General features: G+C 62.8%; 19 protein-coding genes. 8 read left to right on the top strand and 11 right to left on the bottom strand.

The window, feature by feature from the left end; all coding sequences use genetic code 11:
• The first annotated feature begins 70 nt into the window (after window positions 1-70).
• The 4 genes from H2510_RS08260 (at window position 71) to H2510_RS08245 (ending at window position 3,867) form a co-directional block, all read left to right on the top strand.
• Window positions 71-934, top strand: a complete 864-nt coding sequence (locus H2510_RS08260; protein WP_222438455.1) for an SDR family NAD(P)-dependent oxidoreductase — start codon at window positions 71-73, stop codon at window positions 932-934.
• A gap of 69 nt (window positions 935-1,003) precedes the next feature.
• Window positions 1,004-1,480 carry a nuclear transport factor 2 family protein gene (locus H2510_RS08255; RefSeq protein ID WP_186628123.1) on the top strand — a complete coding sequence of 159 codons (477 nt, stop codon included), beginning with the start codon at window positions 1,004-1,006 and terminating at the stop codon, window positions 1,478-1,480.
• A gap of 167 nt (window positions 1,481-1,647) precedes the next feature.
• On the top strand, window positions 1,648-2,934 hold the full coding sequence (locus tag H2510_RS08250; RefSeq protein ID WP_186627827.1) for an Hsp70 family protein: 1,287 nt from the start codon (window positions 1,648-1,650) through the stop codon (window positions 2,932-2,934).
• 63 nt (window positions 2,935-2,997) lie between these two features.
• Window positions 2,998-3,867: a 1,4-dihydroxy-2-naphthoate polyprenyltransferase gene (locus H2510_RS08245; protein WP_186627826.1), complete on the top strand. Its 870-nt coding sequence runs from the start codon at window positions 2,998-3,000 to the stop codon at window positions 3,865-3,867.
• A gap of 4 nt (window positions 3,868-3,871) precedes the next feature.
• Here the strand turns inward: H2510_RS08245 and H2510_RS08240 are convergent, their stop codons facing one another.
• Complete coding sequence (locus H2510_RS08240; protein ID WP_084346175.1) at window positions 3,872-4,252, bottom strand: phage holin family protein; 381 nt, start codon at window positions 4,250-4,252, stop codon at window positions 3,872-3,874.
• 75 nt (window positions 4,253-4,327) lie between these two features.
• On the opposite strand from H2510_RS08240, the gene pepN reads away from it, so the two are divergent.
• Both pepN and H2510_RS08230 read left to right on the top strand, forming a co-directional pair.
• On the top strand, window positions 4,328-6,784 hold the full coding sequence (gene pepN, locus H2510_RS08235) for an aminopeptidase N (RefSeq protein WP_186627825.1): 2,457 nt from the start codon (window positions 4,328-4,330) through the stop codon (window positions 6,782-6,784).
• 49 nt (window positions 6,785-6,833) lie between these two features.
• Entirely contained in the window at window positions 6,834-7,136 is a 303-nt protein-coding gene (locus tag H2510_RS08230; protein WP_186627824.1) for a hypothetical protein, read from the top strand.
• 52 nt (window positions 7,137-7,188) lie between these two features.
• On the opposite strand, the gene H2510_RS08225 is transcribed toward H2510_RS08230, so the two are convergent.
• A complete protein-coding gene (locus H2510_RS08225) occupies window positions 7,189-8,277 on the bottom strand; it encodes a PLP-dependent cysteine synthase family protein (protein ID WP_186627823.1) in 1,089 nt (362 codons plus the stop codon).
• On the bottom strand, window positions 8,277-8,597 hold the full coding sequence (locus H2510_RS08220) for a DUF4229 domain-containing protein (RefSeq protein WP_186627822.1): 321 nt from the start codon (window positions 8,595-8,597) through the stop codon (window positions 8,277-8,279). Before H2510_RS08220 ends, H2510_RS08225 begins: the two co-directional genes overlap by 1 nt.
• A gap of 319 nt (window positions 8,598-8,916) precedes the next feature.
• Between H2510_RS08220 and H2510_RS08215 the strand changes: the two genes are divergently transcribed.
• Both H2510_RS08215 and H2510_RS08210 read left to right on the top strand, forming a co-directional pair.
• Entirely contained in the window at window positions 8,917-9,129 is a 213-nt protein-coding gene (locus H2510_RS08215; protein WP_084346180.1) for a BldC family transcriptional regulator, read from the top strand.
• Window positions 9,130-9,229: 100 nt separating this feature from the next.
• Window positions 9,230-9,430 carry a hypothetical protein gene (locus tag H2510_RS08210; RefSeq protein WP_084346181.1) on the top strand — a complete coding sequence of 67 codons (201 nt, stop codon included), beginning with the start codon at window positions 9,230-9,232 and terminating at the stop codon, window positions 9,428-9,430.
• Between the two features lie 49 nt (window positions 9,431-9,479).
• Here H2510_RS08210 and H2510_RS08205 read toward each other — a convergent pair whose 3' ends face one another.
• The 8 genes from H2510_RS08205 to H2510_RS08170 form a co-directional block, all read right to left on the bottom strand.
• The gene (locus H2510_RS08205) at window positions 9,480-10,817 is read right to left on the bottom strand and encodes an AAA family ATPase (RefSeq protein WP_261392818.1); all 1,338 of its coding nucleotides are present in this window, start codon (window positions 10,815-10,817) and stop codon (window positions 9,480-9,482) included.
• A 91-nt stretch (window positions 10,818-10,908) separates the two neighbouring features.
• A complete protein-coding gene (gene ccsB, locus H2510_RS08200; protein ID WP_186627821.1) occupies window positions 10,909-11,877 on the bottom strand; it encodes a c-type cytochrome biogenesis protein CcsB in 969 nt (322 codons plus the stop codon).
• Between the two features lie 3 nt (window positions 11,878-11,880).
• Window positions 11,881-13,524, bottom strand: a complete 1,644-nt coding sequence (locus H2510_RS08195; RefSeq protein WP_186627820.1) for a cytochrome c biogenesis protein ResB — start codon at window positions 13,522-13,524, stop codon at window positions 11,881-11,883.
• Window positions 13,521-14,342, bottom strand: coding sequence for a cytochrome c biogenesis CcdA family protein (locus H2510_RS08190; protein ID WP_186627819.1), 822 nt, complete (start codon window positions 14,340-14,342; stop codon window positions 13,521-13,523). The genes H2510_RS08195 and H2510_RS08190 overlap by 4 nt, the downstream gene beginning before the upstream one ends.
• The gene (locus tag H2510_RS08185) at window positions 14,339-14,941 is read right to left on the bottom strand and encodes a TlpA disulfide reductase family protein (protein ID WP_186627818.1); all 603 of its coding nucleotides are present in this window, start codon (window positions 14,939-14,941) and stop codon (window positions 14,339-14,341) included. The genes H2510_RS08190 and H2510_RS08185 overlap by 4 nt, the downstream gene beginning before the upstream one ends.
• Window positions 14,934-15,608 carry a histidine phosphatase family protein gene (locus H2510_RS08180; RefSeq protein ID WP_084346186.1) on the bottom strand — a complete coding sequence of 225 codons (675 nt, stop codon included), beginning with the start codon at window positions 15,606-15,608 and terminating at the stop codon, window positions 14,934-14,936. The genes H2510_RS08185 and H2510_RS08180 overlap by 8 nt, the downstream gene beginning before the upstream one ends.
• The gene (hemL, locus tag H2510_RS08175; protein WP_186627817.1) at window positions 15,605-16,930 is read right to left on the bottom strand and encodes a glutamate-1-semialdehyde 2,1-aminomutase; all 1,326 of its coding nucleotides are present in this window, start codon (window positions 16,928-16,930) and stop codon (window positions 15,605-15,607) included. Before hemL ends, H2510_RS08180 begins: the two co-directional genes overlap by 4 nt.
• A gap of 52 nt (window positions 16,931-16,982) precedes the next feature.
• The gene (locus H2510_RS08170; RefSeq protein ID WP_186627816.1) at window positions 16,983-17,684 is read right to left on the bottom strand and encodes an alpha/beta fold hydrolase; all 702 of its coding nucleotides are present in this window, start codon (window positions 17,682-17,684) and stop codon (window positions 16,983-16,985) included.
• Between the last annotated feature and the right edge of the window lie 21 nt (window positions 17,685-17,705).

Genomic DNA, 17,705 nt, shown 5'->3' with positions numbered 1-17,705 from the left:
CTGCACTGAGAGATCGAACGCGTACCGTTCGGGTGATCCCGTGACGGAAGAATCGAAGAAGGAGCTTGTGTTGAGTTCGAAATCTGATCGCGTCGCCGTGGTGACGGGCGCAAGCCGCGGGGCCGGCAAGGGAATAGCGTTGGCGCTCGGCGCTACCGGCGCCACCGTGTATGTCACGGGACGTACGGCCTCGGAGGGAGATTCGCGTCTTCCAGGCACTGTTTTCGCCACCGCCGAGGAGATCACTCGTCGCGGCGGAACCGGCATCGCTGTGATCACCGACCACTCGGTGGACAGTGAGGTCGAGAATCTTTTCGAGAGAGTTCGCACAGAGCAAGGTCGCCTGGACATCCTCGTCAACAATGCGCTCGCCGTTCCCGACGCTTTGACCATGAAGGGTCCGTTCTGGGAGAAGCCGCTGTCGTTGCTCGATTTGCTCGATGTGGGGATGCGATCCACCTATGTCGCTACACACTTCGCGGCGCCATTGCTGATCGAAGGTGGAAGCGGCCTCGTGGTGAACACTTCCAGCTTCGGCGGCACGTGCTACATGCACGGACCTGCTTACGGCGCAGGAAAAGCAGCTGTGGACAAGATGGCACACGACATGGCACACGACTTCCGGCCGTTCGGTGTGGCAGTGGTCTCGATCTGGATGGGCTTGCTCAAGACCGAGCGCACACTCGCGAGCTTTGCCGCCAATCCGGACGCGTACGCACAGTTGGCTGCTACTGCAGAAACACCGGAATTCACCGGAAGGATCATCGCAGCGTTGGCGCGTGATCCGCACCTGATGCAGCGCAGCGGACAGGTTCTCGTCGGTGCAGAACTCGCCGCCGAACTCGGCGTGGTCGACGTCGACGGAAATCTGCCCCCTTCGCATCGGCCGATGCTGGGCGATCCACCGCAGTACAGTTCCGCGGTAATCGATTGAGGCTCAGACCGATTCAAATTTTTCCGACGAAAGGATACTGATGTGAGCATTCCATCGATCGAGCAAAGAATGTCCGACCTCGAGAAGATCGAGGCAATCAAGTCCCTCAAACATCGCTACCTGAGAGCATGCGACGCCAAGGATGTCGAGACATTTCGCGCATGCTTCATCGAGCGCGGTGCGATCATGGACTACGGCCAATTAGGGAAACACGAGGATGCGGATCCAGTCGCAGAAATCTTCCGCGAAGTCGCGCTGAAGAAAGAATCGGGAAAATTCGTCATCCTCGACATGCATCACGCATTTCATCCGGAAATCCGAGTCGTCGATAATGACCATGCCGAAGGCAAGTGGACTCTCGCGTTTCGCCAGTTGAATATGACCGCACGCACCGAAACCGTGTCGTCCATGGAGTACGAGGACAAGTACGTTGTCGAGGCCGGCGAATGGAAGATTTCGTATTGCCGTGCGGTCCCACTGTGGTCCATGACCCGGCCATTGGGCGAGTCCGTCGAGGTGGTGCAAGGTTGGGGATTGGGCACCTAGAGTCTTTTTCGGTGGGAATGCCCGCTCCGACCGGTGTCCATCTCTTCGTGCACCGAAAAAGAATCAAAGGTCTGTTATCGACCGGAAAACCGACCCTTACACGGTAGGCTCACACGGAAGTTCTACAGGTGTGCCGCCGCCGATAAGGGAAGGAAGCCACGAGAGCGATGGATTCAGCAGTCGGCATATCGATGGGTGCCAGTGGCATTCGAGCAGTCCGCACCGTCGACGGCCGGTCGTTCTCCACCGAATGGTTCCCCACCGCCGGTCCGACGCCCGATGCCGAGGACGTCGCGCACGCTATCCGGGCCGTTGTCGACCGGCCGGACGCTCCGCATTCTCTCGGCGTCGCCTTCCCCGACCCCGGCTACAGTGCCGCGTTGAAGGCGGCGCTGGTCGAGGAGTACGTGTCGGAGGTACGCGTGATCTCGGAGGTTGCGGGCACTCTCGAACAGCTGAGAGCGGACCCCGAATTCCGGTATCGCACCGTCGTGCTCTACGACCTCGGGGCTACCGGTCTCGAGATGACCGTCGCAGATATCGACAGCGGAACGGTCTACGCCGCGACTCGAACATCCGAGATGAGCGGCGAAGTCCTCGATCGCGCTGTGCGAGATCATCTCCTCACCCTCGACATTCTTGCGATACCACGCACTGAATCCGAAGAACACGCTCTGTTGGAATTCAGTTGTGAGATCAAGGAAGCACTGTCCACACACGAGGCGACACAGACTTCGGACGGCGCATTTCGACTGCTGGATCGTCACATGTTCGAACTGCAGATCATGCGAGCGGCCGAGCACTCGGCAATCGCCCTCCGCGATCTCGCCGAGATGTCCGAGATTCCGCCCGAGGTGGTGGTCGCGATCGGTGGCGGCGCGAGAATTCCCCTGCTGAAAGAGGTACTAGAGCGATATCTCCGGATTCCCGTTGTCGTACCCGGCGATCCGGAGTTGATCAGTGCTCGCGGTGCAGCGCTGTACGCAGCCCGGGTGGACCAGCAGCAGACAGCCGAATCCGGAGCCTCACGCTGGAGCGTCACATCACTGTTGACCCCGCTCGTACGTTTCGGACTTCCCACCCTCGCCGCATTGAGCTTCTTCACCTGGATGCTGTGGCCCGGCGCCGGGGAGGAGCCGTCGCTGACCGGAACCCAGGACACCGCCGTCGAGAAACCCACCGCCGAGAAACCCACCGCCGAGGCCACCACGACGCCCTTGCCCAAGACAGCGGTAACCACCACGGTCGTGGTTCCGACGGCGGATGCGGCGCCCGTTACGACCACTGCGCCGCCTGTTGCTTCGACCACCGAAACTCGGTACGTGCCCGATCGCAGCACCGATGAGACCCCCGAAGCCCCACCCGCCCCGCCCCCTCCGCGGCAGTTCCAGCTGCCGCCGCTTCAGCTGCCGAAATTTCAGCTGCCCGAGTTGCCTCGTCTGCCTCTTCCCTGATTCTGGGCCGTGTTACTCGGCCCTCCGAGGAGATCTACGACGGCGATGCGCAAAGATCACAGCATGGCCACCACTGCTCAATGGATCGAAGGCGCACGCCCGCGCACGTTGCCCAACGCTATTGCGCCCGTTCTCGTCGGAACAGGTGCAGCGGCGTCACTCGGTGACGCAGTGTGGTGGAAGGCGCTGCTCGCGCTCGTCGTATCGCTGGCGCTCATCATCGGTGTCAACTACGCCAACGACTACTCCGACGGCATCCGTGGAACCGACGACGAACGCGTCGGCCCGCTCCGGCTCGTCGGGTCGAAGGTTGCCTCGCCCGGTTCCGTCAAGGCTGCTGCCGTCGGATGTTTCGTAGTGGGCGGCGTTGCCGGGATCGCGTTGGCGGTGACCAGCGCATGGTGGCTCATCCTCGTCGGCGTTGTCTGCATCGCGGGTGCATGGTTCTACACCGGCGGCAAGAAGCCCTACGGATACAGCGGCTTGGGTGAGGTAGCGGTCTTCGTATTCTTCGGCCTCGTTGCGGTTCTCGGTACCCAGTTCGTGCAGGCGGGTCGGGTCGACTGGGTTGGCGTGGTCGCGGCCGTCGCAGTCGGATCTTTCTCGAGCGCTGTGCTCGTCGCCAACAACCTTCGTGACATCGACACCGATCCGGACTCCGGAAAACACACACTCGCTGTGCGACTGGGTGACTCCCGCACCCGCCTGCTCCACCTTGCACTGATGATCGTTCCGTTCGCGGTGACGGTCGCGCTCGTCGCGCGTACGCCGTGGGCGCTGCTCGCGCTGCTCGCGTTGCCGCTGGCAGCACGCGCAAACACGCCGGTACGTACGGGTGCGACGGGATTCGCACTCATCCCGGCGCTTCGCGACTCCGGTCTGGCGATGCTGGTGTGGGGCTTGACGACCGGAGCCGCATTGGCGTTGGCGTAGACCGTCAGCGATTCTCGGGCACGAACGCGCCGAGCAGGAAGTTGACGATCGAAATGATGAGTGCGCCCCAGAATGCTGCACCGAAGCCGGCAATCGCCAAGCCGTAATCGGTCACCGAGGAAATCCAAGCGGTGAGGAGCAGCATCAGCGCGTTGATGACGAGGGTGAACAATCCGAGCGTCAAAATGACCAGGGGAAGCGACAGCAGTTTCACCATCGGCTTGATGAACGCATTGACGATGGTGAAGACCGCTGCAATACCCGCCAGGACGATCAAATCCCATCCTGTTCCACGGCCTGAGCTCGCGAGTTCGATGCCACCGACCCACTGCGCAGCCAACCAGATCGCAAGAGCGTTGATAACGAGCCGTACCAGAAATGTCATGCGCACAAGACTATGCGGCGCAGCGGCGACGGGTGTGCCCACCCGCAGCACTGTCGAGCGGCTTACGCTCGACAGGTGAACACTGCGAACCTCACCCGTACCGAGACACGCCGTCGCTCGCGACACATCACCGATGTCTCGTATCGGATCGAGCTGGACCTACTCGGTGCAACCGACGCCGACGCCGACACGTTTACCTCTCGCACCACCATCACGTTCGACGCGTCCACACCGGCGACCTGGATCGACTTCATCGGCGCGGAAGTAAAATCGCTCAGGCTCAACGACGTCGACATTCCCGTGGTCTACGACGGGGCACGCATTCAGCTCGTGGGTTTGGCCTCGACAAACACGCTCGTCGTCGACGCGCTGGCTCGCTACAGCCGGTCCGGTGAGGGTCTTCACCGTTTCGTCGACCCTGTCGACGACGAGGTATATCTCTACACCCAATTCGAACCGGCCGACGCCCGACGCGTGTTCGCGAATTTCGAACAGCCCGATATGAAGGCGCCGTTCACCTTTGTGGTCACCGCGCCGTCGGGCTGGGAAGTTCTCTCCAACCGGACTGGAATCCGCACAGGAGATACGGTGACCTTCGCCCCCACCTTGCCTATTTCGACATATATCACCGCCGTCGCCGCAGGTCCCTATCACCGATCCGAATCATCCTGGACTCGAGACGATCTCACCGTGGAGCTCGGCGCACTGTGCAGAGCTTCTCTCGCCGACTACTTCGACCCCGAGGACATCTTCGATATCACTCGTCGGGGGCTCGACTTCTTCCACGACAAATTCCGATACCCGTATCCGTTCGGCAAATACGATCAGATTTTCGTTCCGGAGTACAACCTCGGTGCAATGGAGAATCCGGGCCTGGTCACTTTCACCGAGTCCTACGTATTCCGTTCCGCTGCAACAGATGCCCAGTACGAAGCTCGCGCCAACACGATTCTGCACGAAATGGCGCACATGTGGTTCGGCGATCTCGTGACCATGGAGTGGTGGGATGACCTGTGGCTGAAAGAATCCTTCGCCGACTTCATGGGCGCATTCGCCTCCGCGAACGCAACGCGCTTCACCGACGCCTGGGTCAGTTTCGCGAACAAGCGTAAGGCCTGGGCATATCTGCAGGACCAACTCCCGACGACCCACCCCATCGTCGCCGACATCACCGACCTCGAAGCTGCCAAACTGAACTTCGACGGCATCACCTACGCCAAAGGCGCCAGCGTGCTCAAACAACTGGCAGCATACGTCGGAGACGAGGCTTTCTTCGAGGCCTCGCGAAGGTATTTCGCCGAGTTCGCCTTCGGCAACACGACACTGGCAGATCTGCTGACTCATGCCTCCGCCGCCTCCGGGAGAAATCTGGACAGCTGGGCTACCGCCTGGCTACAGACCAGCGGCGTATCGACGCTCTCCTACACCGGCACAAGCGTCGAGCAGACCGATCCACGCCCGCATCGCCTGGCCATCGGACTCTACGACGCGGATGCCGACGGCAATCTCGTTCGGACGGGGCGTCGCGAGATCGATATCGTCGATGCGAGTACCCCCATCGAATTGCCCAGTGCCGCATTGGTTCTCCTCAACGATGACGACCTGACATACGCCAAGGTTCGACTGGACGCGAAGTCCCTTGTCACTATCGCCGGCTCACTGGACCGAATTGTCGATCCCTTGGCTCGGGGGTTGATCTGGTCGGCACTGTGGAACGCGACACGGGACGCAGAATTCGCACCGACGAAGTTCTTCGACCTGGTCTCGCGGTTCGCGCCGTCGGAGAGCAAGGTCGGCATTCTGGAGGCTGTTCTCGCCAATGCCCAGTACGCGATCGATCACTACCTTCCGGACGGTCAGGATGCTGATCGACTCTGGTTGGACACGTGCTGGTCTCAACTGATGTCGGCCGACGCCGGAAGCGATGCGCAAGTAGTGTGGCTACGCGCGGTCGGCGCGGCGGCCCAGAACTCCGATTCCAGGGCCGAGGACATCTTCGGACTACTCGACGGCACCCTACCCCTCGAGGGCCTCGACCTCGATCCACAGCAGCGGTGGTTGCTGATGCGCGCGCTCAGCGCCTCCGGTCGCGCCGACAAGGACGCGATCGATGCCGAATTAACCTTGGACGCATCGGCTTCCAGCCGCAATTCGTATCGCGCCGCGATCTCGGCCAGACCTACTTCCGAAGCGAAGTCGGCTGCGTGGTCGGCGTTGATGGACTCCGACGACCTGTCCAACGACGCCGTCGACGCAACGGTGTCCGGTTTCCGTGCCGGTGGGCGACGTGATGTGTTGGCGCCCTTCGACTCTCGCTACTTCGAGGTGATCTCGGACCTCTGGGCCAGGCGAAGTATCGAGATCGCCAGGAGGCTCGTCATCGGATTGTTCCCGCAGCAGCAGAGCACCGAGGACGCCGATGCGTGGCTCGCTGCTCACGAGTGGGCGCCGGCGGCGCTTCGCAGGCTCGTCATCGAACAGCGGGACCACCTGGCCCGGGCAATTCGGGTGCGTGAGGCGGCGGAGTCCTGACCGACCTCGTATGCGGCGTGCGGCACCCTTCGGCACTATTGTCGGGGGTATGGCTCTGAATACGATTGCAACGTCGGCACTCGCGGCTGGTGGACTCCTCGGTGGTTTCGCGGTGGCACGGAAGACCAAGAACCGGCAACTTGGAGGCGCTGTCCTCGCGGCGGCAGGTGTCGCGTGCACCGTCTCATGGAATGCGTCCTCTGGCCCGAAGGTCGCCAGTGCGCTCCTGGCGACCTATCTCGTGGGTTTCGGGGCCTCGCACCCGTTGGCGAAGAAGATCGGCGCCTGGCCTGCGGTGGGCTCGGTGGCGGCGGCGACGGCAGCGGCGTCGTTCGTGTTGATGCGGGAGTAGAGCCTGCGGAACGACCCAGATGGGCGGGAGTAGAGCCTGCGGAACTGGGAGTTCAGGGTGCGAATTCTCCGGTTTTGAGGAAGTTCTCTAGGACCGTTGTCGGGCCGGTCAGGTCCATTCCTTGATCGGCGACCCAGCTGTCGTCGAAGTAGGTGTCGGCGTAGCGTTCTCCGCCGTCGCACAGCACTGTCACGACACTGCCGTGGTTGCCGGCGGAGATCATGTCGGAGATGAGCCCGAAGGCACCCCACATGTTGGTTCCGGTCGATCCGCCGACGCGCTTTCCGAGAACTGTGGATGTGTGTCTGGTGGCGGCGACGGATGCTGCGTCGGGTACGGCGATCATGCGATCGATGACCTGTCCGACGAAGGATGGTTCGATTCGTGTACGTCCAATTCCTTCGATGCGCGATGGTTTGTCGGTCTCGAAGTCGGCGCTTCCGCTTTCGTAGCCTCCGATGAAGGCGGAGTTCTCCGGGTCCACGACGGCCAATCGTGTGGCGTGTCGTCGGTATCGGATGTAGCGGCCGATGGTGGCGCTGGTGCCGCCGGTCCCTGCTCCTACGACGACCCAGGTGGGTATGGGTGACTCTTCGCGGGTGAGTTGGTCGAAGATGGATTCGGCGATGTTGTTGTTTCCGCGCCAGTCGGTTGCGCGTTCGGCGTGGGTGAATTGGTCCATGTAGTGCGTGTCGGGTTCGGCGGCGAGTCGGTGTGCTTCGGTGTACATCGCGGCTGGGTCGTCGACGAAGTGACATCGGCCGCCGTGGGTTTCGATGAGCGCAATTTTGGCGGGGCTGGTGCTGCGCGGCATGACGGCGACGAAGCGCAGGCCGAGTAGGCGCGCGAAGTATGCCTCACTGACTGCTGTCGATCCGGAGGATGCTTCGACGACGGTGGTGTTCTCGGTGATCCAACCGTTGCAGATCGAGTAGAGGAACAGTGAGCGGGCAAGCCGGTGCTTGAGGCTTCCGGTGATGTGCGTGGACTCGTCTTTGAGGTAGAGCTGGACGTTCCAGGCGGCCGGCAGTGGGTAGCGCAGGAGATGGGTGTCGGCACTGCGTTGGGCGTCGGCGTCGATCAGCCGGACTGCGTTGTCGACCCATTCACGCGACGCCGAGTGATCGACGATGCGGGTCATCAACGGCCGTCTTCTCCGCGCAGCTTCGATTGCAGATCTGCGCGCGCTTGTCTGCGTCCCTCGTCCACTCCGGCGATCGACACGTTGACTCGTATGCGAAGCGACTTGAACAGCAGCAGTGACAGCGGCAGGGCGATCAGTACTCCGAATACCGCGGCGACGAGTATGGGCACCTCGACGCCGAAGATGAGCCCGATTCCGAAGATGGCGGCGGCGATGACGATGACGAGCAACAAGCGTGCTCCGGTGTAAAGAGCTACGTCACGGAACAGCTGACCCTTTGTTGCGGTGGGCGCGGGGGGCGTGTTGCTTTCGGTCACGACCCCAGGCTACCGCTCGGAACAACCCATCTCGATGCCGCCTGACTTATCCGATTTGTCCATTACCTCCCCTTTACCAACTTTAGGTCAGTCGAGTACCTAGGGGTCTGGATGTAACCATGGGTCTCGTACACCACGCGTGCTCGACCGATCGGACGAGAACGCAGGTCCTCGTGGGCGGATCCCGATTCGGGATTCACACCCTATGAGGGCGGGTCTTGCTTCACCGAGGACCACGTCGGGGTGAAGACACACCAGCAGTACCGGACACATCAGCGATCGATCACATGCGATTCAGCACGCAGGAGGACACGAGAAGATGAGCGCACCAACTCTGCACAAGGCTCAGGATTCACTGCTCACACCGGGGCAGGTAGCGGCGCTCTTTCATGTCGATCCCAAGACTGTGACCCGATGGGCACACGCAGGACGGCTCGGATCACTTCGGACGCCCGGGGGCCACCGCCGTTTCCGCGAGTCCGAGGTCATGGCTTTGCTGACCTCGCTGACCACGGAGGCCGGACACAGATAGCCCGCCGCTCACACAGGAGAGGCGATTCTCAGGAAACTGCGAGCCGCGTGGGGTGCACATGACATCCCCACGCGGCTACCCTCTTATGAGGAGGTGCGACATGATCTATCTTTTGGCGATGATCGGTTTGGTAGCAGTGATCGTCTTGTTCTGGAAGGCGTTCGGTCCGACGATGCAGGAACCCGCAGGCAAGGTGATCGGGCCTGACGACGACCCGGAATTCCTGTGGAAGATGAATCGCGATACTCGACGCTCGGGCACCGATGGTCAGGATTCGGGGAAACAAGATCAACCAGAGTAACGAGCGAGACGGGTAAACCGTCCTCGCGCCTCTGTCTGCAGCCCGCTCCTCAGGAGCGGGCTGTTCTTGTCCGATCTTCCGCGCGAGCGGCGTCCGGTCGACTACTGGGGAAGTCAGCGGCTACGGCAGCAGCCAATTCCAGCAGAGCGAACCGAGTCTTGGGTTTGAGTCGACCGAGATCGATCTCCGCTCCCTCTTCCAGGTGCGGGTCGAAGGGCACGAGCACGACCTGCCTGCACCGTTGCGCAAAGTGCTCTACAACCTTCGTAAGATCGACTTTCCCCGCTCGCGGCCGCACGGCATTGACGACGGCTACCGAGGATCGAACGAGATCTCGGTAGCCGTGTGCGTCGAGCCAATCGAGGGTGGCCGACGCACTCCGAGCGCCGTCGACCGAGCTGGAACTGACCACGACCAGTGAGTCGGAACCGGACAGGATGCTGTCCATTGCGGAGTGCATCAAACCGGTACCGCAATCGGTCAGGACGATGCTGTAGAACTTTTCGAGCAGATCGACGGTGCGATCGTAGTCGCTGCCGCTGAATGCTTCCGACACAGCAGGGTCGGAGTCCGACGCGAGCACCTCGAGCCTGAACTCGTTCTGCGAGGTGTATCCGCGTACGTCGCTGTATCGATCCAAACTATCGATGTCGCGCAGCATGTTTCGCACCGTCGCCGGCGTTTCGATGGGCACTTTCTGACTCAGTGTCCCTCGATCGGGATTGGCGTCGACAGCTATGACGCGGTCGCCTCTGATGCTCGCGAACATGGACCCGAGAGTCGCCGTCGTCGTGGTCTTTCCGACGCCTCCCTTGAGGCTGAGCACCGACACTCGGTAGCAGCCGACCAGTTGTCGGTCGACCTGTCGAATCAGGCGCAACTGTTTTTCGTCCCGCGGACTGTTGCCCAGGTTCACCCGCTTGCCCGACGCGGAATACAGCCACCGACGCCAGCCCGATAGTGGCGCGGGACTGACCTGCTTCACCAGCAAAGCGTTGGTCAGATCGAGTGCGGACGAAGCGATTACCGGCGTTGGCAGCGCAGTCGGCGGCGCAGCAGTGCGTGGATACTGATCCTCGGCCGGCATCGGTACGGGCGTCGAACGGAAGCCAGCGTCGGACGCTGCGACGACCGGTGCCTCGGCGTCGTGAACCACTGCAGGCTCGGGCTCGGGCTTAGGCTCGGACTCAGGCTCACGGGACGGATTCTCCACCGGCGCGACGACCGGGGCTACGGCGTCCGGGGGTGTCACTGCCTGGGGTGTGACTTCTGCAGGTGTGACTTCTGCAGGCGTGACTTCTGGTGGTGCAGCGATCGGCGAAGGCCGGTCCTCGTCCGGTTCTTCCGGCCGCACCGCCTGCCACGAACTCATCTGCCAATCGGCCATGAACTTGTCCCCCCACCGTTACCGAGACGGGTGACGCGCTCCCCAGCGCGCCACCCCGGTCCTGCCAATAATTTCAGGCGGACGTTACCAGCTAGTTCAGACCGGCATAGGAGTGCAGACCGGAGACCACCATGTTGATGATGAAGAGGTTGAACAACATGGTGACGAAACCACCGACGTTGATCCAGGCTGCACGTGTGTTGCGCCATCCGGACGTTGCCCGTGCGTGCAGGTATGCGGCGTAGATGACCCAGGTGATGAAGGACATCGTTTCCTTGGGATCCCAGCCCCAGAAGCGGCCCCACGCTGCTTCTGCCCAGATCGCACCGAGGATGACGCCTGCACCGAACAGCGGGAACGCGATGATCGTCGTCTTGTACGCGAGCCGGTCGAGCGATTGAGCGTCGGGCAGCTTGGCGGCGAATCTGCCGAGCGCGGTGCTCTTCTCCTCGCCGGCAGGCTGTTTGATGCGCAGCAGAAACAGCAGGCTCGCGACGCCGGAGACGAGCAGGATTCCACTGCCGACGCTGACGATGGTGACGTGGATCGGCAGCCAGTAGGAGCGCAGTGCAGGCACGACGGGTGCGGCGTCGGCGTAGAGCTTCGTGGCGGCGAGGAACATCAGAATGATGATCGGTGCCAGGACGAACACGAGCATCGGGCGCATCGCACGCTTGCGCAGCAACACGATCGACGTCAGGGTCGCAGCGGCGGTGGCCATGGTGACGAACTCGTACATGTTGCCCAGCGGGAACCTGTGCGTTGCGAACCCGCGCAGGACGACCGCTGCCACATGCAGCACGAGTGCGAGGATCAGCAGCGCGTATCCCATGCCTGCCAGACGCTCGGACAGCGGCGGCTTCGGCACGTCGGCAATCCGCCCTGGGCCGGTGGCCGTAGCGATGGGCGCACCGGAGCCGACCAGTTCCTTGGAGTGGACGGCCGAGGCCTTCACCGAGGCGTACTGCGCAATGAGCAGGATAAATGCGAGTACGTAGATCGTGAATGAGGACTCGAAAGACCAGTCGCTGTACTGCGAGAGCGTCTCGTTAATCGGCATCGGTCAGTTCTCCTGGTCGTTCTTCGTGTTCACAGAGTTTGTGTCCACAGTTTTCACGTCGGCAATCAGACGCTCGCAGAGGTTGTCGAACTCCTCACCCCACCCGGCCTGATCGGTACGAGCCAACCCGCCAAGTTCTACTACAGTACGTCGTGGGTCAGCGTCCGCGAGGAGTCGGACCCACACTCGGCGCCTCTTGATCACCAGCGAGACCAGCAGTCCGCTCATCATCGTCAGCGCGAAAACGAGCACCCAGGTCTGCGCCGGATCGTGCGACACCTGCAGATTCACGAACTCTTCGGCACCGTCGAATCGGACCGTCGTACCGTCGGACAACGTCGACGCTTCACCTGGCTTCAGGTTGACTCGGTCCTGCTTGACGAGCCTGCCTTGGTTGATCATCTCCTGGTTCAGCGTGAACAGTGACTGTGGAAGTCCGGTATCGAGTCCGGTGTCACCCTTGTAGATGTCGATGGCGACGGCGGGGTCGGTCATCGCCGGGTAGCTGGAGGAGAGCAGCTTGCCGTGGAAGAACGCAGTCGGTGCGAACAGGCCCTCGATCGCGATCTGGTTCTTGCGACGGTCCTCTGCGTCTGGGTAGAGCCCGCCCGGTGGGTCGATGCGCATGACGCCGCTGGAGAGGAAGGTCGTGGCGTCGGTCGGTTGCCACTGGATGGTCTCGGTGCGGGTTTCGCCGTTCGGGAAGGTCACCGTGAATGTCGGTGCGTATCCGTGACCTTGCAGGTACACACGGTCCCCTGCCACCCGTAGCGGATGGTTGACCTGCAGGACATCGGACTTCCAGACGTTGTTCGCGAGGTCATCGCCCGCCTGGTATTCGATGTTGGACGTGAACTGCTCGGCCTGACCGTTCTCGAGATAGTCGGCTTTGAAGTCCTCGACCCTGACGCACAGTGGTTCGAGTCCGGTGCCGTCGACGAGGTTGCCTGCGCGGAAACTGTCGTAAATTGCCGGTGAGGTGCTACATATCCCCGGACCGTCGTTGGCGATGACCACGACGTTGCCTTCGTATCCGAACAGCTTGCCCAATGCGATTGCGGCGAGGAGAAGGACGAGCGAGATATGGAAGACGAGGTTGCCGAACTCTCGGAGGTACCCCTTCTCCGCCGACAGCGTCACCTCCCCGTTGCTCTCACGCTTCTCCACGCGCCAGCCGCTGAATTGTGCCTGCACGATTGCTGCGGTGTCCTCCGGTGAACCGTCGGCGACGTACCGGCGATGGTGAGGTAGTCGCGACAGGTTCCGGGGGGCCCGAACAGGCCTGGTGCGCAGGGCTTTTCCGTGCTCGATACAGCGCGGAAGGATGCAGCCGATGAGGGAGACGAACAGCAGCACGTAAATGGCGGTGAACCAGAAGCTGCTGAAGACGTCGAAGAGTTCGAGTCGGTCCATCAGCGGGCCGAGCGTCGGGCGGGCGGCGATGTACTCGTCGACCTTGCCCGCGTTGAGGCTGCGTTGGGGAACCAGTGCACCGGGAATCGCCGCGAAGGCCAGCAGGAAGAGCAGTACGAGCGCCGTCCGCATGCTCGTCAGACCACGCCAGACGTTGCGGGCGCCGGCGAGGACGCGTCGTGCCGGGGATTGCCGCCGGGGCGTCTGCTCCGGCCGGGTGTCGAGATCGGTCATATCGGCAACACCACGTCCGATACGAAGGCGTCGCGGACCCAACCGACGAACACGTCCCACGCGCCTGTCACGAGGGCAATTCCTACTGCTATCAACATGATTCCGCCGAATACCTGTATCTGTCGTGAATGGGTACGAAGCCAGCCGACTCCGCGAAGTGCGCTGACCGATCCAAAGGCGAGAATGACGAACGGCAATCCGAGTCCGAGGCAGTACGCGATGATGAGTATTACTCCGCGTGCCGCCGTCGCCCCTTCGGTTCCCGCTGCGAGCGAGATGACGCCCGCGAGGGTCGGTCCGAGGCACGGGGTCCATCCCAATGCGAACACGCCACCGAGCAGTGGTGCGCCGACGAGACTGCCGACTCGGCGCGGCTCGAATCGGACGTCGCGCTGCAGGGCAGGTACGAGCCCGACGAACACCAACCCCATTGCGATGGTGACGACTCCACCTATTCGCATCAGCAGTTCCCGATTGACTGCCAGTACCGAGATAGCGCCGAAGACCGTTGCCGTCGCCAATACGAAAACCACGGTGAAGCCTAGGACGAACAGCCCTGCCGCACCGGCGACTCGCATTCGAGTCCGAGTCCGCACCTTCGTCGTCGCAGCTTCCGTCGCGGTCACCGCCGGAGCGTCTGCTCCGACTACCCCGGCGAGATAGGACAGATATCCGGGCACCAGCGGAACCACGCACGGCGACGCGAACGAGACGAGACCGGCGAGCACGCACACGCCGAAGGCGAGGACGAGCGGGCCCGTCGACGCCGTCGTCTGGAACGTCTCACCGATGCCCGCCAAGTAGACCGTGTTACTCACTGTTGCTCGGGCCCCTCACCCGCGACCCGTTCGACGACGGGTTGCAGGTCCTCGGCGAGCAGTTCACGTAGGAAGACTGCTGCGACGCGGTGCTTCTTGTCGAGCACGATCGTGGTGGGCACCACCGAGGTCGGTATGCCGCCGAGAGCGGTGAGTGTGCGCATCGGGGGGTCGTAGATCGACGGATAGGTCACTTTGTTGTCGATGACGAAGTCCTGCGCCTTGTCCTGGGCGTTGTCGCGGACATTGATACCGAGGAATTCGACGCCGAGATCCTTGGTGTTCTCGTAGACCTCTTCGAGATCGTCGGCCTCACCACGACATGGGCCGCACCACTGCCCCCAGACATTGATCACGACGGCTTTGCCTTCGTAATCGGACAACGACGTCGTATCGCCTTCGGTCATCAGGTCGGGCCCGGACAACGTTCCGATCGTTCCGCGCTCGGACGGTGGGTCGTAGTAGATCTCGGTCTTACCACCGGGCGAGACGAAGTCGAAGGTACCGCCGGTGGCGACCGCGTCGGTGCCGGTAGCGCAGGCGCCGAGCAGTGCCACGACGGAGATGCCGGCAGATGCGGCAGCGAGAAATCTACGCACCGGTGATCCTGGGATCGCTGGCACCGCCGGGCTCGGAGTAGACGATGTCGACGAGGGTGTCGCCCTCGTAGACGAGGGAGGTGAGCGAGGCGAGGCCGCACTGACGATGCCGCGGGTCGTGCCAGAGACGTTCTCCCTGCAGGAATCGCCGCAGTGTCCACACCGGCAACTGATGGCTGACGACGACGGCTTCGTGGCCCACCGCGGCGACACGGGCGGCTCCGACCGCGGCGAGCATGCGGTGCGCGATCTGTAGGTACGGCTCGCCCCACGACGGGGTGAACGGGTTACGCAGCTTCCACCAGTGGCGCGGACGGCTCAGGGCGCCGTCACCGACGGCGACGCGAAGGCCCTCGAAGTCGTTTCCTGCTTCGATGAGGTTCTCGTCCTCCGCCACCGTGAGACCGTGCGCCGCCGCGATCGGTGTCGCAGTTTCCTGTGCGCGTTGGAGCGGCGATGCGACGACGAGCGCTATGTCGTGTCCGGCAAGAGCATTGGCGACGGCAGTGGCTTGGGCCTGGCCTGTGACCGACAGCCGAAATCCGGGGAGGCGTCCGTACAGAATGCCCTTCGGATTGTGCACTTCACCGTGCCGCAGGACATGGACGATGGTCCTGCTGGCCTGGTGCGGGTGCGTGGCGTCGTTCGTGGTGGGCGCGTCGGTCACTTGGAGGTTCCAGCTTCTGCTTGGGCTGCTGCGCGAGCGGCGGCGGGTAGAGCGTCGGCGATGATCGAGAAGGCGTTGTCGTCCAGGGCTGCGGAGACGAACCAGGCTTCGAATGCGCTCGGCGGCGGGTAGACGCCGCGGGAGAGCAGGCCGTGGAAGAAGGCCGGGTAACGCCAGGTCTCGGCTGCCTTGGCACCTGCATAGTCGGTGACGGGTCCGTCGGAGAAGAACACGCTCACCATAGTGCCCGCGAACTGCACATGATGACGGACACCTGCTGCGGTGAGGGCATCACCGAGGAGTCCGCCGAGCTGCTTGGAGTTGTTCTCGAGCTTCTCGTAGACCGCTGCATCGGCCAGTCGCAGGCTGGCCAGTCCGGCTGCGACGGCAACCGGGTTACCGGACAAGGTGCCCGCTTGGTAGACCGGGCCGACTGGGGCGAGGTAGGCCATGATGTCGGCGCGACCACCGAATGCAGCCGCGGGGAGCCCGCCGCTCATGACCTTTCCGAAGGTGTAGAGATCGCCGGCGACGCCGTCGATGCCGTACCAACCGGCGGCACTGACGCGGAATCCCGTCATCACTTCGTCCATGATCAGCAGCGCACCGTTGTCGGTGGCGACGCGACGCAGACCCTCGTTGAAGCCGGTGACCGGCGGGACTGCGCCCATGTTGCCTGCGGCAGCCTCGGTGATGATGCAAGCGAACTCGCCTGGATTCTCGGCGAACGCGGCCTCGACAGCGGCGAGGTCGTTGTACGGAACCACGATCGTGTCGCCGGCCTGCGCACCCGTCACTCCTGGCGACGTCGGCAGCCCGAGGGTCGCGAGACCCGAGCCTGCATCGGCGAGCAGCGCATCGACATGGCCGTGATAACAACCGGAGAACTTGAGGATCTTGGTGCGTCCGGTGAAACCACGCGCGAGGCGGACCGCGCTCATCGTGGCCTCTGTGCCGGAATTCACAAGCCGAACCTGCTCCACCGGGCCCACACGGCCGATGATTTCCTCCGCGAGCTCGATTTCCCGCTCGGTCGGCGCGCCGAACGACAAGCCCGTCGCTGCTGCCTTCTGGACCGCTTCGACCACGACCGGATGAGCGTGTCCGTGGATCATCGGGCCCCACGAGGAGATCAGGTCGACATAGGACTTTCCGTCGGCGTCGATCATCGTGTATCCGCTGGCCTCGGCGATGAACCGTGGGGTTCCACCTACCGATTGGAAGGCGCGAACCGGGGAGTTCACTCCACCAGGAATCACCGCGCTCGCGCGCTCGAAGAGTCGGGCCGAAACAGGGGCATCGTCGCCGGTCGGAACAGTCACGAACTCCAGTGTCCCAGGTTTACTCGTTTCGCCAACTACAGGGCGTAATAATTCACCGATCGCCGCCGAGTTCGGCTCGATACGCTTGAAGTCTGTCGGCGAGCAGAATGGGCTGCGACAGAGCCGTCAAGTGCCCACCGGGCATCACGTCGAGGTCCATACCGAGCCGTTCGGCCACGACTCTTCGCTGAAACTCGATCGGAAAGAAACGGTCCTCCGCACCTTGCAGGAAACGCGTCGGGACATCGGGCCACTGCGTCGACGGGTACGGAAGGACGAACGGGCCGTCGGATTGTTCGGGAGCACCACGCCGCATGGCCTCGGCAGTGACCTCAGGGGGAACGTCGTGAAAGAAGACGTCGGCAACGAGATCCTCGGTGTCGATCGAACGGCCCTCACGCTGTGCCAGTTCGGCTCGCGCCTGCGCTGACCCCGTCGACTCCCACCACCGGCCCGGGGACTCGCCGGGCTTCGGCGTCATCGCATTGAGCAGGACGATCATCGAGACTTCTGTTCTCCGCGCGACGAGGGGTGCGGTGAAGCCGCCGAGCGATTGCGCAACGAGAACGTCGGTACCGACGCCCCCCATCGCAGCAAGGACTGCATCGGTGTACTCGACCAGACCGGCGTCCGGATCGCCGGCCGGAAGGGTCACCGCGACGACGTCGTAGCCTCGCCGTACCAGCTCCGCTTCCAACAAATGCCAGTACCAGCCGTCGCCGCCCGCACCTGGGATCAAGACGAAATCGTGCATCGACTTCTCCTGCCGTTTGCG

Origin of the sequence: Rhodococcus sp. BP22 (assembly GCF_014281965.1) — a bacterium.
GTDB lineage: Bacteria > Actinomycetota > Actinomycetes > Mycobacteriales > Mycobacteriaceae > Rhodococcoides.
This window is presented reverse-complemented; position numbering and strand designations above follow the sequence as displayed.